The organism is Flavobacterium sp. NRK F7, assembly GCF_024054195.1.
Classification (GTDB): domain Bacteria; phylum Bacteroidota; class Bacteroidia; order Flavobacteriales; family Flavobacteriaceae; genus Flavobacterium.
Genome location: NZ_JAMXLB010000001.1, coordinates 1,873,232 through 1,889,163, shown reverse-complemented (window position 1 = coordinate 1,889,163; position 15,932 = coordinate 1,873,232). Strand labels below are relative to the sequence as shown.

Below are 15,932 nucleotides of genomic sequence, written 5' to 3'. Positions count from 1 at the left end.
TATAGAACCTTCATGCAAATCTTTAGAAAAAAAGGCTATATTTAAATCCTCTAGTAGTATTTCGCTATGAATAAAGAAGAAAAAGAAATAAAACGCTTAAAATCATTACTTTCTTATAATGTAATTGACACTTTAAAAGAAAAAGAATTTGATAAATTAGCCCAATTAGCATCGATAATATGTGAAACACCTATTGCTTTAATTTCCTTAATTGACGACAAAAAACAATGGTTTAAAGCAAAAATAGGAATTGATGTAGATGAAATGCCTAAAGAAATTACTTTTTGTCAATATACTATAGAAAAAGAGGAACTATGGGAAGTAGAAGATACTACTAAAAATGAGCTTTTAAAAGACAATCCAAATGTTACATCTGAAAATGGAATTCGGTATTATGCTGGAATTCCGTTGCAATGTAGCTTAGGGTATAACATTGGTACCTTATGTGTTGCTGATAGTAAACCAAAAAAAATCTCTGAAAAAGAAAAAATTGCTTTACAAATCATTTCCGAACAAGTCATGATTTTATTAGAAGCAAAAAAAAGAAATGACAAACTTATTTCTGAATTACAAGAATTAGTAAAACAAAAAGAATTAGAATCTCAACGAATAATAGAGAAAAATTCCGAAGAAATAAAAATGTTTTATGATTCTATTTCTAACACCAATGGCATCTTAGAAATTGACACCAATGGAAACATCACAAAAACTAACAGACTTATTTCGGTACTGTTAGAATTGACTTCTAATCATTTAATAGGTAAGAATATTTCAACATTTTTTGATATTGAAATTAATAAAAGAAACTTGCCTGATTTAATTGAGCATAAAAATCATTTGTTTCAATATAAACCTACTCCAAATTTCACCAAATGGATTCAAGCCAATTTCATTAAAATTGAAAATATAAATGGTAAGATTGAAAAAATTATTTTAGTTTGTCAAGATGTTAGCAATAGAATTCAAGGCCAACAAGAGTTAGAACATGCCAAAAACACTTCCGATTATCTAAACAAACAAAAGGATCAATTTATAGCTACTGTAAGCCATGAAATTAGAACTCCAATCAATGCTATTCTTGGCTTTACCGATGTATTAATTGAGATAGAAGAAAATAATTCTAAGATGGATTTTCTCAATTCAATTAAAATTGCAGGCCTTGGCTTATTACACATTATTAATGATATTTTAGACATTTCAAAAATAGAAGCTGGAATGCTTCAAATAGATGAAACTCCTTTTCAATTGAATGAAGTTGTTTCCAATGTATTTACAACCTTAAAATTAAAAGCAAGCGATAAAAATCTAAAATTTTTGTATTCTATTGATTCCGATGTAGTGCAAGATTTATTAGGAGACAAAAATCGATTGAATCAGGTTTTAATCAATATTATAGGAAATGCTGTTAAATTTACAGAAAAAGGAAAGGTAGAACTTCGCATTAGTCAACTAAAAAAAGAAGACCAACTTATTTATTTAGAATTTGCGGTAACTGATACCGGTATTGGTATTCCAGAAAAAAAATTACAAACCATTTTTGATCGCTTTTCACAAGCAGAAGTTTCTACTTCAAGAAAATTTGAAGGAACAGGTTTAGGTTTGAGTATTTCTAAAGAACTGATTGAAATGCAAAATGGAACAATAGAAGTATCGAGCATTGAAAATAAGGGCACCACATTTACTTTTGTAATTCCTTATAAAGTAAATCCAGAAAAAACAACCGTTTTAAATGCATTTACAAAAACTACGCTTGATAAAACTATTTCAAAGAATATTCTTTTATGTGAAGACAACGAATTGAATCAAAAATTAATTACAACTATTTTTGAAAAAACCAATCACAATGTAGAAATTGCGAATAACGGTTTAGAAGCTTTGGAATTTTTAAAAAACAAAACCTATGATGTTATTTTAATGGATCTACAAATGCCTATTATGGATGGTTATGAAACCACTGTAAAAATCAGAAAAGAATTAAAATTAATCACACCAATCATTGCACTGACTGCCAATTCTCTCATTTATGAAAAAGAACGTTGCATGAATATTGGTATGAATGATTATTTGTCAAAGCCTTTTTCTAAAAAAGAATTATTTGAGCTTCTGAACACTTACTTTTATCAAGCTAAAGAGGAACGAAAAGTAAATAGATTCGTGTCTTTAAACACACTCAAAGAATACATTGGAGAGGATACTGAACAATTACAAGCATTGATTGAAACATTTGAAGAACACCTCCATACTTTTGAAAAATCTTTACAAGATGGCATTATAAAAAAAGATTATGATTCGATAAGAAAATGTGCCCATAAAATGAAAACTTCTTTTGGAATGTTTAGTATCTATGCAAAAGAATTAGAAAATATTGAAAGTACTTCTGATTTAGATTACGAATCGAATAGTACCCAAATCTTAAAACCTATACAAAGCCAGGTCAAACAAATAATCGAAGAATTAAAAATAATCAAACAAAATGAAATTGGTCCTTATTGAAGATGAAGACATCTTAAGAAAATCATTAGCTTTTTTTCTAAAGTCGAATGATTACCAAGTATATGAATTTGATAATGGATTAGAAGGCATTCAGTTTATCAATGAAAATTATGGTGATATTAGTTTAATAATTACCGATTTAAATTTACCTTTTACTAGTGGAAAACAAATTGTTTTTGAGGTTAAAAAAAATTATGATATTCCTATTATCGTTTTGACAGCTTCTGGAGTTGAGCAAACCGAAATGGAAATTTTAGAACTAGGTGCTGATGATTTTATTGTAAAACCTTTCAGTCCTTCCGTATTATTACAACGTATGAAACGAATTATTAAAAAAACCTAAGATGAATAAAATGGTAAAATGGTGTTCTTTCTTACTATTTCTATTTTTTTCACATATTGCTTTTAGTCAAGTTGAAGCAATGTCAAAAATTATCCGCTTCATTGAAGAGAAAAACTGGGAAGAAAGTATCCAATTGCTACAAGATTTGGAAAAAAAATATCCTACTTCTAATGAAATTAAATTTAAATTAGCACAAGTCTATTTTTGGAACGGAAATAAAAACAGTGCTTTTGATAAAGTGTCAGAAATACCTGATAATGAAAACTCTGAAGAAATACTTCGTTTAAAGATTCAGATTCAACAGGAGCGAAAACAATATAATCAAGTAATTCAACTTTGTGATTTAGGTATAAAAACATATTCAAATACTGAATTTTATTATATTCAACAAACCATTGCCTATACCGAATTAAAGGATTCGGAAATGGCTTTAAGTAGTTTATCACAGGTTAATGTTACCGATGACAATAAAGCTACAATTGCCTATCTCAAAAAAGAGATAATGCAACAAAAAAAGAATTTTATTAGCGTGGGTTATTTACAAACCAATACCTTACATGACGCCTTTCCAATTTGGTATTTAACGAGTTTCGAATACGGACATAAATTCAACAAGCATACGCTAATAGGTCGTGTAAATTATTCCTTTTTATCTTCTATAGATGCGGTACAATATGAAGTAGATTGGTACCCCAAATTGACCCAAAAAAAATATGCTTTATTGAATTTTGGTATTTCTAATGATGTTTTATTTCCTAATTATAAAGTTTCTGCTGAAATTTTCCACGAAGACAAGCAATTTACAGCTTCTTTAGGTGGTAAAAAATTATTTTTCGACACTACAAATGAGGTTACCATTTTAACAGGTCATGTAGGCTATAACATCAAAAGTTATAAAATTATGTACCGCAATTTTTACATCTTACAAGATGATTCTAAAGGTACATTTTCACATTATGTAGGGTTTCGAAAAAAATTTGATGAGAAAGACACTTACATTCAATTAGAAGCCATGTATGGTAGTGCTCCATATTTTTATTATACGAATAATAATTTTTCAAAAGTGTCTAATTATAGAATAGGATTGGTATCACGATTTAAAATTGGTGACAATATAGCACTTCTACCAAATATTCAATTTGAAAAAGAAGAAGTTACACCTGATTATTTTAGAGATAGACTTCATTTTCAAGTTCAGTTAATCTATACTTTCTAATGCTAATTATACAAGTTCAACCTTTAATAAAACAAGAAACCGAACTTAAAATTCTTTTAGGTTTGATTGCTTTTTTTGCAATTGGCGCCCTTTTTACACTAGGTGTTACCTTAATTAAGAGACAGCAAAAAATCAATAAAGTAAAGATCCAACGCGAATTTGAACAACAAATTGAATCGTATGTACTGGCTTTTATATTTGAAAATGATGAGCAAGCAATCGTTAATTATATAAGTAATCTTAATTCAAAAAACATTTTATTTAAAAAATTAACCATTAAATATTGTCTTATACTACATCAAAATTATTCGGGTCAAACCCAAGATAAAATTCTAGAATTTTTAACTAAAACGAATTTAATAGAATACTCTAGAAAAAAATTACAGGCAAGTTTTTGGAAACATAAAATAGAAGCCATAAGAGATTTATCTACGCTAAAAGATAGAGCTTCTATAGCTTTAATACAAGAAGCTTTAACTAATTCCAATAAAAAAATAGCAGTAGAAGCCATTATCGCTTTAATTAAGTTTAATGGATTGGCCGCTGTAGTGCATTTAAAAAATTTCAATACTACTATAGATGAATGGTCGCAAGCCTTAATTCTTTCTGTCATAAAAAACAACAAAGTACCTTACGACCCACAGATAGAACTATTAAGTACTTCTCATAACAAATCGTTGCAAGTATTAGCTACACGCATTATTCAATTTTATAAATAGTTTTTGTATGACAGATATCGGTTGGTTAAATACAGACATTACCCTTTTCAACCTATTCATTTTAGCCTTTGCTATAACTGTAATGTTGTCTTATTTGTCATTAGCCATAATTTCGGCTTATTCCTTAAAACAATATTTAAAAAAGAACCGTTTGGTTCCTTATAAATCGTTATTGGCTTTTAACGACGCTCCAAAAATTTCAATCATTGCTCCAGCTTATAATGAAGGAAGAACTATCAAAGAAAACATTTTATCCCTTCTTTCCATACAATACAATAATTTTGATGTAATTGTTGTGAATGATGGTAGTAAAGATAATTCCATGGAAGTCTTACTTGACTCTTTTGATTTAGAAGAATGCAAAGACCCATATATTGAAATAGTTAAAACCCAAAAAATAAGAAAAATTTATGTCTCTAAAAATCCAACCTACTCCAAATTAATTATCATAGACAAGGAAAATGGAGGAAAAGCAGATGCTTTAAATACAGGAATTAATTTCTCAAAAAATCCTTATGTAATGTGCATTGATGTGGATTGCATCATTGAAAAGGATGTATTGTTAAAGTTGTCAAAACCTTTTTTAGAAACCGCAAAAGAACGCATTATCGCCACTGGAGGAGTAGTTAGAATTGCGAATTCTTGTGAAATTAAAGCAGGTAAATTAATCAAAGTACATGTTCCAGATAATTTATTAGCCAGAATACAAGTATTGGAATATTTAAGAGCTTTCATATTAGGCAGAATGGCTTGGGAAAAATTAGACGGACTACTTTTAATAAGTGGTGCTTTTGGTATGTTTGACAAAGAAATTGTTCTAAAAGTAAATGGATACAATACCAAAACAGTAGGAGAAGACATGGAATTAGTGGTTCGAATGAGACGTTATATGATTGAAAACAAATTACCTTATACCGTTAAGTTTATACCTGATCCGCTCTGTTGGACAGAAGCTCCTGAATCATATGAAATTTTAGGCAAACAAAGGAGCAGATGGACTAGAGGAACTATGGAAACCCTTTGGATTCATCGCAAAATGTTTTTAAACCCGAAGTATAAAATTTTAGGAATGATTAGTTATCCCTATTGGTTACTTTACGAATATTTAGCCCCTATAATAGAATTAACTGGTTTACTAATTACTATATTAATGGCTTCTTTAGGAATCATAAGTTGGAGTTTTTTCGGTTTATTAGTACTATTTGTCTATTTATTTGCTTTATTTTTTTCCTTCTTGGCTATTTATTCAGAAGAATCCACATTTAAAAAATACGAATCTATAAAAGACATTTTTAAATTGGTTTGGGCAGCCATTTTAGAACCGTTTATTTTTCATCCTTTTTTAATTTATGCTGCAATAAAGGGAAACTGGCAGAAAATAAAAGGAAGTCATTCTTGGGGTGAAATGACACGTAAAGGTTTTGAAAAAAAGCCGTAGAAACTACGGCTTTGCTATACTATTATTAAATTCCAGCGATTTCTTTGAGCTCCTTTACAAATCGTTCTGCAAGCACATCAGCTTCTTTTTGAGAAGGAGCTTCCGTATAAATCCGAATGATTGGTTCCGTATTGGATTTTCTCAAGTGTACCCATTCTGTTGGAAAGTCTATTTTTACTCCATCTATTGTTGAAATATCTTCATTTTTATATTTTTCAGTCATCGATTTTAAAATCAAATCTACATCTATTTGAGGCGTTAATTCAATTTTATTTTTACTCATAAAATATTGAGGATAACTTGCTCGTAACTCAGCAACTGAAAGGCTTTGTTTTGCTAAGTGTGTTAAAAATAAAGCCACACCAACTAAACTATCTCTACCATAATGACTTTCAGGATAAATAATACCGCCATTTCCTTCACCACCAATAATAGCATTAGTATCTTTCATTAGGGTAACTACATTTACTTCACCAACAGCACTTGCTTGGTATTTTCCACCATGTTTTTCAGTAATATCACGTAGTGCTCTAGATGAAGACATGTTTGAAACCGTATTCCCTTTGGTTCTACCTAAAACATAGTCTGCTACAGCTACTAACGTATATTCTTCTCCAAACATTTCCCCATCATTGGATATAAAAGCCAATCGATCTACATCGGGATCAACTACAATTCCAAAATCTGCTTTTTCTTCCACGACCAATTTACAAATGTCGCCCAAATGCTCTTTTAAGGGTTCTGGATTATGAGGAAAATGTCCGTTTGGTTCACAATATAGTTTTACGACTTCCACTCCCATTTGTTCTAATAAATTAGGAATAACAATACCTCCAGAAGAATTCACACCATCTACTACTACCTTAAATTGTTTGGCTTTTACCGCTTCCACATCCACTAAGGGTAAGGCTAAAACTTCATCAATATGAATATCCATGTAGGAAGAATTCTCGGTTACTTCACCCAAATGATCCACTTCTGAAAAATCAAAAGCTTCTGCTTCCGCGATTTTTAAGATTATTGCTCCGTCAGCTCCATTTAAAAATTCTCCTTTATTATTTAACAATTTCAGCGCATTCCATTGTTTCGGATTGTGTGAAGCTGTCAAGATAATACCTCCATCTGCTTTTTCAAGAGGTACAGCTATTTCTACAGTTGGTGTTGTAGACAATCCTAAATCTATCACATCAATACCTAAACCTATTAATGTATTTTGAACTAAATTATGAATCATTGGACCCGAAATTCGAGCATCTCTTCCAATTACAACTTTTAATCTTCTATCTTTAATAATAGCACTATTATTTTGCTTTAAAAAAGTACCATAAGCCGATGCAAATTTAACAGCATCTACTGGTGTTAGGTTATCACCTACCTTTCCTCCTATAGTTCCACGAATTCCTGAAATTGATTTTATTAAGGTCATTTTGAAATTTTAATATTAGAAGCACAAAGATAAGAGAGTTCATTATGAAAAAAAAAAACTTAAGTAATTTTACTATATTTACGAATAATAAATACTTTACCCTTATAGCACCTATGAATTTTTTAGCCCATATATACCTTTCAGGTGATAATGATTTTATTAAAATTGGAAATTTTATGGCCGATAGCATCAAAGGTGACCACTATAACGATTATCCAGAATATATAAGAAAAGGAATATTATTGCATCGATCCATAGATTCTTTTACAGATTTACATCCCGTATTTCGAAAAAGCAAACATCGTTTACATGAGCGTTATGGCCATTATTCTGGAGTAATAATGGATATTTTTTACGATCATTTTTTAGCAAAAAACTGGTCAAAATACAATAAAATACCTTTAGAAAAATATGTTTTTAATTTTTATCAATTATTAGAACAACATTTTGATATACTTACTTTACGAATTCAAAAAATGTTTCCCTCCATGGTAAGAGAAAATTGGTTATTAAGCTATGCCTCTATTGAAGGTTTAGCTAAAATTTTATATCAAATGGATTATCGAACAAAATTCAATTCGAAAATGCAATATGCTACGGAAGAATTACAACTGCATTATGAAGAATTTGAAGAAGAATTTACTCTTTTTTTTGAAGACATCCAGAAAATGGCCGCAGAAAAAATCAAGAATGATTAGTGTATTTTTCATTTATACCCTAACTTCGCATAAATTTTAAATTTTCTAATGTCAGCACAGAAAAAAAAATCAATTATTCAATTATTAGGCAAAAGCTTCAAAAAATTAGAACGATTCGTTTTTATTCTAAAATCGCTATTAACTCCAAGACAATTTATTTATTTTTCATGTGTTTTGGTTGGTATTTCTTCTGCATTAGCTGTAATAATACTAAAAGCCTTTGCTCATTTAGTATATAATTTTGCTCAATATCTTAACAACCTGCTTCACTTACCTTATAGTAATAGTATTTTACCAATTATTGGAATACTCGTTACTGTTATTATTGTAAAAAAATTATTAGATGGTTCCATTCAAAAAGGAACCTCTCATATCATGTATGCAGTTGCCAAAAAAGGAAGTATCATGCCTGTAAAACAAATGTATTCTCAAATTTTAACGAGTTCATTTACAGTTGGTTTAGGTGGAAGTGCTGGATTAGAGTCGCCCATTACCATAACAGGAGCAGCATTTGGAAGTAATTATGCTCAAAATTATAGATTAACTTACAAAGATCGTTCCTTATTATTAGCATGTGGTGTAGCTTCTGGAATAGCGGCAGCCTTCAATGCACCAATTGCAGGAGTACTTTTTGCTATTGAAGTAGTACTCGCTGAAATTAGTATAACAGCATTCATTCCCATTATGATTAGTGCAGCTACTGGTGCTCTTGTGTCTACTATAATTTTAAATGAGGACATTCTTTTGGTATTTAAACAAGGAGAGGCCTTTGATTATCATAACATTCCTCAGTATATCGTTTTAGGTCTTTTATCTGGATTTATGTCGATATATTATTCAAGAGTTTTTAGAAAAGTAGAACATCATTTTTCTAATCTAAAAATGGGTCAATATCGTAGAGCTTTATATGGCGCTGCTATTTTAGCGGGATTAATTTTTCTTTTTCCGTCACTATTTGGTGAAGGATATGAAAGTATTAAAACATTGGCAAATGCGAATCCAAGTAAAATATTAGAAAACACCTTGTTAAGTGATTATAAATCCAATAGCTGGATATTGTTATTTTTTGTAGGAATTACCATGATGATTAAAGTATATGCTACTGGTTTAACTTTAGGATCTGGTGGAAATGGTGGTAATTTTGCCCCCTCTCTATTTGTAGGTTCCTATCTAGGTTTCTTTATCGCACAATTATCCAATTTATTAGGAATTACTAAACATTTATCGGTGAGTAACTTTACACTTGTGGGAATGGCTGGCGTTTTAAGTGGTCTGTTCCATGCACCTTTGACGGCTATTTTCTTAATTGCAGAAATTACAAGTGGTTATAATTTAATGGTTCCTTTAATGATTGTTTCATCAGTAAGTTTTGCTATTTCCAAACGATTCGAACCCTATTCCTTCGATATTAAGCATTTAGCTGATAAGGGAGAGGTTTTTACCAATGATAAAGACAAAAATATTCTTACCTCTTTACACATTTCCAATTTCATTCTGACAAATTATAAAGCGATTTCAGAATCGAATTCTCTTGAAAATTTAGTTGAAGTAATTAAATATTCTGACGAAACTATTTTTCCAGTACTCAATGAGAAGAAAGAATTATTAGGATTGATTAATTTAGATGATACCAAAATAAGAACCTTAATTTTTTCAGCTTTTAAAGTCAAATATACTTCCACACATGAAATTATGCAGGCTCCTAAAGAAATTGTAATGCATAATGAAAGTATTGAATGCGTCTTAGATAAATTTGAACGAACCGATACCACTATTTTACCTGTTTTTAAGGGTAGTATTTTTATTGGTTTCATTAACAAAACCATGATTTTGGAAAAATACAGAAGCCAATTAAAAGAAATGGTAATTGAATAATTTTTTTATTTCAGTATTTAATGATATTTTTATTTTTTTAACCCAAAATATCATGAAAAAAAAATTACTTCTAATTATTCTATTTTGTGTCTCACAATCTTTTTTTTCACAAGAAAAAGAAAAGAAAAACACTTTTAAATTTAATAAAGATGTATTTTTAAAAGAATTAGCCGAAAATGCTTGTGAATGCATTGATTCTATAGACACATTTAACAAAATCAAAGATTCAGTTGCTTCAGAAATAAATGTATGTATAGACAAACAAGTGACGGTTTATCAGTTTGGCTTACAAATGGCCGATATCGAGATTGATTTGGAAACATTAACAGATAGTACTCAAATAAAACAAAAAGAGGCTAATATTATAATTGCATCCAACCCTGATTCAGAACAATATAAAGAAGCATATTATGATTTAGAAAGCTATTTACTTAACAATTGTGTTCCTTTAAAAAGTAAAATTGCTGCTTATGATAAGTTAAACGAAAAATCCATGTCGAGTAATCCATTAGCTTTAGAGTATTACAATTCGGGTTTAGACGCTTATGATGAAGAAGATTACAAAAAAGCAGTTAGCTTTTACAAAAAAGCTGTAACAGTTGACCCTGATTTTGCTTTTGCATATGACAATATGGGAATTTGTTACAGAAAATTAAATCAGTATGATGAAGCAATTAAAGCCTATGAAAAATCTTTAAAGATAGATCCAAACGGATTGTTGCCTTTACAAAATATTGCAATAGCTTATTCCTATAAAAAAGAATACAAGAAAGCAATTAAAGCGTATGAAAGACTAAGAGACATTCAAGAAGATAATCCAGAAGTGTTTTACGGAATTGGAGTTATTTACTTTCAACATCTAAATGAATTCGAAAAAGCTTTAGACAATATGTGTAAAGCCTATATTTTATATATCCAGCAAAAATCTCCCTATCGTTCAGATGCTGAAAAAGTAATACAAATGTTATATACCGAATTTAAAAATAAGAATGATTTAGACACTTTCAATACTATACTTGAAAATAACAATATTAATCAAAATTAAAAAAAGCCCTATTAAAGGGCTTTTTTATTATAATTTCATTTTTTATTACAGCTGATTAGAATTTCCAATCAAATTCATCTTGATTTGTGAATACAGCACCTATTTCGATTTTAAAAACCTGATTATAGTCCACATTTACAAAAAGCCAAAAATCTTCAAAGAAATAATTTTCAGTTCCATCTACAATTTCTGTTTCAAAATCCTTTAACTTATTGCTTTGCAATAATTGATTTACTTCATCCCAAGATTTACCAATTATCTTTGTATCAAACAATTCCAAATTTTCATTAGTAGAAGTAATGTATCCCAAACGCAATTCCTCTTCATCATAAAAAGTTAAACGCATTTTAAATGAATTGTATACATACACAATATTATCTTCTTCGTCTATATATTGTTTGTTTGGTTTTCCATAGATGGCTTCTACATCTTTTTGCTTCATCCCAAACAACAATTGATCTACACCATATTTTAATTTTACTTTCATAACAGCTACTATAAAAAAACTGCCTTTTTCAAGGCAGTTTTACAATTATTTACATTTTAAAACGTTTTCTATCGTTTTCATTTAAATATATCTTACGCAAACGTAATGATTTTGGAGTAACTTCAACATACTCATCTTTTTGTATGTATTCTAATGCTTCTTCCAAAGAGAATTTAATAGCAGGAATAATTCTCGCTTTATCATCAGCTCCAGAAGAACGTACGTTAGTTAATTTTTTAGTCTTAGTCACGTTTACTACCATATCATCACCACGAGAGTTTTCACCAATTACCTGACCTTCGTAAATATCTTCATTAGGATCCACAAAGAATTTACCTCGTTCCTGTAATTTATCAATTGAATAAGGAATTGCCTTTCCATTTTCCATAGAAATTAAAGAACCACTTAAACGTCCTGGAATTTCACCTTTATAAGGTTGGTATTCAATAAATCGGTGTGCCATAATAGCTTCACCTGCTGTTGCCGTTAACAATTGATTACGTAAACCAATAATTCCACGAGAAGGAATATTAAATTTGATAATCATTCTTTCACCTTTTGGCTCCATACTGAGCATTTCACCTTTACGAATGGTTACAAATTCTACGGCTCTACCTGATAAATTTTCTGGTAAATCAATAGTTAATTCTTCAATTGGTTCACATTTTACACCATCAATTTCTTTGATAATAACTTGAGGCTGTCCAATTTGCAACTCATATCCTTCTCTTCTCATGGTTTCAATCAAAACCGATAAGTGAAGTACTCCACGACCAAAAACCAAGAATTTATCAGCACTATCTGTTTCTTGTACACGTAGCGCTAAATTTTTCTCTAATTCTTTAGTTAAACGATCTTTAATATGGCGAGAAGTTACAAATTTACCCTCTTTACCAAAAAATGGAGAATCATTAATCGTGAATAACATACTCATTGTTGGTTCATCAATAGCAATAGTTTCTAAAGCTTCAGGATTTTCAAAATCAGCAACAGTATCACCAATTTCAAATCCTTCTAAACCAACTAAAGCACAAATATCTCCTGCAACAACTTCAGTAACTTTTTTACGTCCTAAACCTTCAAAAGTATGTAACTCTTTAATTTTAGATTTTATAATCTTCCCATCTCTTTTTACCAAAGAAATATTCATCCCTTCTTTTAAAACACCTCTTTGTAAACGCCCGATTGCAATACGTCCTGTAAAACTTGAAAAGTCTAAAGAGGTAATCAACATTTGAGGCGTTCCTTCAGAAACTTTAGGCGCAGGTACATTCGCTAAAACCATATCTAATAATGGTTCTATGTTTTCTGTTTGATTTTTCCAATCATCTGACATCCAATTATTTTTAGCAGAACCATATACTGTTGGAAAATCTAACTGCCACTCTTCTGCACCTAATTCAAACATTAAATCAAATACTTTTTCATGAACTTCTTCAGGAGTACAGTTTTCTTTATCAACTTTATTGATTACCACACATGGTTTTAAACCTAAACTGATAGCTTTTTGTAATACAAATCGTGTTTGTGGCATTGGTCCTTCAAATGCATCCACTAATAAGCACACACCGTCAGCCATATTTAGTACACGTTCCACTTCTCCACCAAAATCGGCGTGACCTGGTGTATCAATAATATTAATTTTAGTTCCTTTATAAATTACAGATACATTTTTAGATGTAATTGTAATACCTCTCTCACGCTCTAAATCATTATTATCAAGGATTAAATCACCTGTATTCTCGTTTTCACGAAACAATTGACAGTGATACATAATTTTATCAACCAATGTAGTTTTACCATGGTCAACGTGTGCAATAATTGCGATGTTTCTAATAGACGTCATTTAACTATTTTTTTGAAGGTGCAAAATTAAGGTATTTTTTTGGATAAAACACTACATATGAAATAAGTAAATTACAAATAACATAAATATAATATAAAAAAAAGCTCTCGTAAGGAGAGCTTTTTGTTATTTTAAAGAATTATAATATACTAAATTATAATGATGCTACGTGCTTCGTTAATTTTGATTTTAAATTAGAAGCTTTATTATTATGAATAATATTTTTCTTAGCTAATTTGTCAATCATTGAAATTACTGAAGATAATTTTGCAGAAGCATCCGCTTTATCAGTTGCTAAACGAATAGCTTTGATTGCATTACGAGTAGTTTTGTGTTGGTATCTGTTTAATACTCTTTTTTTCTCGTTACTTCTAATTCTCTTTAAAGCAGATTTATGATTTGCCATTTTGTACTTTTTTTAATTGTAATAATTGTTATAAACTACTAGTTAAAAAAGAAAAACCTCCCACAATTATTCACTGAATAATCACTTTGGTTTTAACTAATAAAATAAGACTTTGAGACACTAAAGTTTTATTTTACAAAACTATTTCACAACTAATTTGTAGCCCGTAGGGGAATCGAACCCCTCTTACCAGGATGAAAACCTGGCGTCCTAACCGATAGACGAACGGGCCATTGAGCTTAAATTTGTAGTCCGTACGGGAATCGAACCCGTGTTACCAGGATGAAAACCTGGCGTCCTAACCCCTAGACGAACGGACCATTATTTCTCGAATGCGGATGCAAAACTACAACTTTTTTTTATTCTTGCAAGTAACTTTCGAAAAATTTTTATTTTTTTTTAATATGCCTTTGCAAATAGCACTCTCCCTTTAGATGGAAGCCCCGTAAAAACACACTTTCCTGCTTCTTCTACTCTATCTAGTGGAATACAACGAATAGTAGCTTTTGTCAAATCTTTTATCTTTTCTTCAGTCTCTGCAGTTCCATCCCAATGTGCTGCAACAAATCCACCTTTGTTTTCTAAAACATCCTTAAACTCCTCAAATGAATTTACTTCAGTAGTATGCTGTGTTCTATAATTCACTGCACGAATAAATAAATCCTTTTGAATTGTTTCTAATAAATCTTGAAGATAAACTTCAATTCCTTCTTTATTTACTACTTCTTTACTTAATGTATCTCTTCTAGCCACTTCATAAGTACCATTCTCTAAATCTTTTGGACCAATAGCCAAACGTACTGGCACCCCTTTTAATTCCCATTCAGCAAATTTAAACCCTGGTTTATGCGTATCTCTATTATCAAATTTTACTGAAATATTTAATTTTCTCAAAGCAGTTACAAGTTTATTCACTTCTTCCGAAATAGCATCAAATTGTTCATCAGTCTTATAAATAGGAACAATAACAACCTGTATAGGAGCTAAATTTGGAGGTAAAACCAGACCATTGTCATCAGAATGGGTCATCACTAATGCTCCCATCAAACGCGTAGAAACACCCCAAGAAGTTCCCCACACATACTCCAATTTACCTTCTTTACTTGTAAATTTAACATCAAATGCTTTAGCAAAATTTTGCCCTAAAAAGTGAGAAGTCCCAGCCTGTAACGCTTTCCCATCTTGCATTAAAGCTTCAATACAATAGGTTTCATCTGCACCTGCAAATCGTTCAGATTCTGTTTTTAAACCTTTTACAACAGGGATAGCCATAAAATTTTCAACAAAATCAGCATATACATGCATCATTTTTTCCGATTCCTCAATAGCTTCTAAACGAGTTGCATGAGCGGTATGTCCTTCTTGCCATAAAAATTCAGCCGTTCTTAAAAACAAACGAGTTCTCATCTCCCATCTCACCACATTCGCCCATTGATTAATCAATAATGGCAAATCTCTGTAAGATTGCACCCAACCTCTATAAGTACTCCAAATAATTGCCTCACTTGTAGGCCTAACAATTAATTCCTCTTCTAATTTTGCTTCTGGATCAACAATTAATTTTCCTTTTTTATCTGGATCATTTGTTAATCTATAATGCGTTACAATGGCGCATTCTTTTGCAAAACCTTCTGCATTTTTTTCTTCTGCTTCAAACATACTTTTTGGAACAAAAAGAGGAAAATAGGCATTTGTATGACCTGTTTCTTTAAACATTCTATCTAATTCTCCTTGCATTTTTTCCCAAATTGCATATCCGTAAGGCTTAATAACCATACATCCTCTAACTCCTGAATTCTCGGCCAAATCAGCTTTAACTACTAATTCGTTATACCATTTTGAATAATCTTCTGCTCTTGTTGTTAAGTTTTTGCTCATTATCTAGGTTTTGGCATAAAATTTGTTTATATTTATTTTAACTAAATGTAACGCAAAACTAA

General features: G+C 30.3%; 13 protein-coding genes and 2 tRNA genes. 8 read left to right on the top strand and 7 right to left on the bottom strand.

Annotated elements, in window-relative coordinates:
* Positions 1 to 66 precede the first annotated feature (66 nt).
* The 5 genes from NHF47_RS08375 to NHF47_RS08355 are packed head-to-tail and all read left to right on the top strand — an operon-like array spanning position 67 to position 6,209.
* Positions 67 to 2,493, top strand: a complete 2,427-nt coding sequence (locus NHF47_RS08375) for an ATP-binding protein (RefSeq protein ID WP_252764490.1) — start codon at positions 67 to 69, stop codon at positions 2,491 to 2,493.
* Positions 2,474 to 2,836 (top strand): response regulator transcription factor, encoded by a 363-nt coding sequence (locus tag NHF47_RS08370; RefSeq protein WP_252764489.1) that lies wholly within the window; start codon positions 2,474 to 2,476, stop codon positions 2,834 to 2,836. Before NHF47_RS08375 ends, NHF47_RS08370 begins: the two co-directional genes overlap by 20 nt.
* A 1-nt stretch (position 2,837) precedes the next feature.
* On the top strand, positions 2,838 to 4,052 hold the full coding sequence (locus NHF47_RS08365; protein ID WP_252764488.1) for a YaiO family outer membrane beta-barrel protein: 1,215 nt from the start codon (positions 2,838 to 2,840) through the stop codon (positions 4,050 to 4,052).
* Positions 4,052 to 4,771, top strand: coding sequence for a HEAT repeat domain-containing protein (locus NHF47_RS08360; protein WP_252764487.1), 720 nt, complete (start codon positions 4,052 to 4,054; stop codon positions 4,769 to 4,771). Before NHF47_RS08365 ends, NHF47_RS08360 begins: the two co-directional genes overlap by 1 nt.
* Before the next feature lie 7 nt (positions 4,772 to 4,778).
* Positions 4,779 to 6,209, top strand: coding sequence for a glycosyltransferase (locus tag NHF47_RS08355; protein WP_252764486.1), 1,431 nt, complete (start codon positions 4,779 to 4,781; stop codon positions 6,207 to 6,209).
* Between the two features lie 25 nt (positions 6,210 to 6,234).
* Here NHF47_RS08355 and glmM read toward each other — a convergent pair whose 3' ends face one another.
* On the bottom strand, positions 6,235 to 7,635 hold the full coding sequence (gene glmM, locus NHF47_RS08350) for a phosphoglucosamine mutase (protein WP_252764485.1): 1,401 nt from the start codon (positions 7,633 to 7,635) through the stop codon (positions 6,235 to 6,237).
* Positions 7,636 to 7,679: 44 nt separating this feature from the next.
* Here glmM and NHF47_RS08345 point away from each other — a divergent pair, with 44 nt between their 5' ends.
* Genes NHF47_RS08345 through NHF47_RS08335 form a run of 3 tightly spaced genes read left to right on the top strand, consistent with a single transcriptional unit; the run spans position 7,680 to position 11,253 of the window.
* Positions 7,680 to 8,333 carry an ACP phosphodiesterase gene (locus NHF47_RS08345; RefSeq protein ID WP_308219261.1) on the top strand — a complete coding sequence of 218 codons (654 nt, stop codon included), beginning with the start codon at positions 7,680 to 7,682 and terminating at the stop codon, positions 8,331 to 8,333.
* Between the two features lie 48 nt (positions 8,334 to 8,381).
* Positions 8,382 to 10,208: a chloride channel protein gene (locus NHF47_RS08340; protein ID WP_252764484.1), complete on the top strand. Its 1,827-nt coding sequence runs from the start codon at positions 8,382 to 8,384 to the stop codon at positions 10,206 to 10,208.
* Positions 10,209 to 10,260: 52 nt separating this feature from the next.
* The gene (locus NHF47_RS08335; RefSeq protein ID WP_252764483.1) at positions 10,261 to 11,253 is read left to right on the top strand and encodes a tetratricopeptide repeat protein; all 993 of its coding nucleotides are present in this window, start codon (positions 10,261 to 10,263) and stop codon (positions 11,251 to 11,253) included.
* 55 nt (positions 11,254 to 11,308) lie between these two features.
* Here NHF47_RS08335 and NHF47_RS08330 read toward each other — a convergent pair whose 3' ends face one another.
* The 6 genes from NHF47_RS08330 to proS form a co-directional block, all read right to left on the bottom strand.
* A complete protein-coding gene (locus tag NHF47_RS08330) occupies positions 11,309 to 11,740 on the bottom strand; it encodes a hypothetical protein (protein ID WP_252764482.1) in 432 nt (143 codons plus the stop codon).
* 49 nt (positions 11,741 to 11,789) lie between these two features.
* A complete protein-coding gene (gene typA, locus NHF47_RS08325) occupies positions 11,790 to 13,586 on the bottom strand; it encodes a translational GTPase TypA (RefSeq protein ID WP_252764481.1) in 1,797 nt (598 codons plus the stop codon).
* Between the two features lie 154 nt (positions 13,587 to 13,740).
* Positions 13,741 to 13,992 (bottom strand): 30S ribosomal protein S20, encoded by a 252-nt coding sequence (rpsT, locus tag NHF47_RS08320; RefSeq protein ID WP_140998896.1) that lies wholly within the window; start codon positions 13,990 to 13,992, stop codon positions 13,741 to 13,743.
* A gap of 160 nt (positions 13,993 to 14,152) precedes the next feature.
* Positions 14,153 to 14,224 (bottom strand) — tRNA-Glu (locus NHF47_RS08315).
* Positions 14,225 to 14,240: 16 nt separating this feature from the next.
* Positions 14,241 to 14,312 (bottom strand) — tRNA-Glu (locus tag NHF47_RS08310).
* 79 nt (positions 14,313 to 14,391) lie between these two features.
* A complete protein-coding gene (gene proS / locus NHF47_RS08305; protein WP_252764480.1) occupies positions 14,392 to 15,870 on the bottom strand; it encodes a proline--tRNA ligase in 1,479 nt (492 codons plus the stop codon).
* Positions 15,871 to 15,932 lie beyond the last annotated feature (62 nt).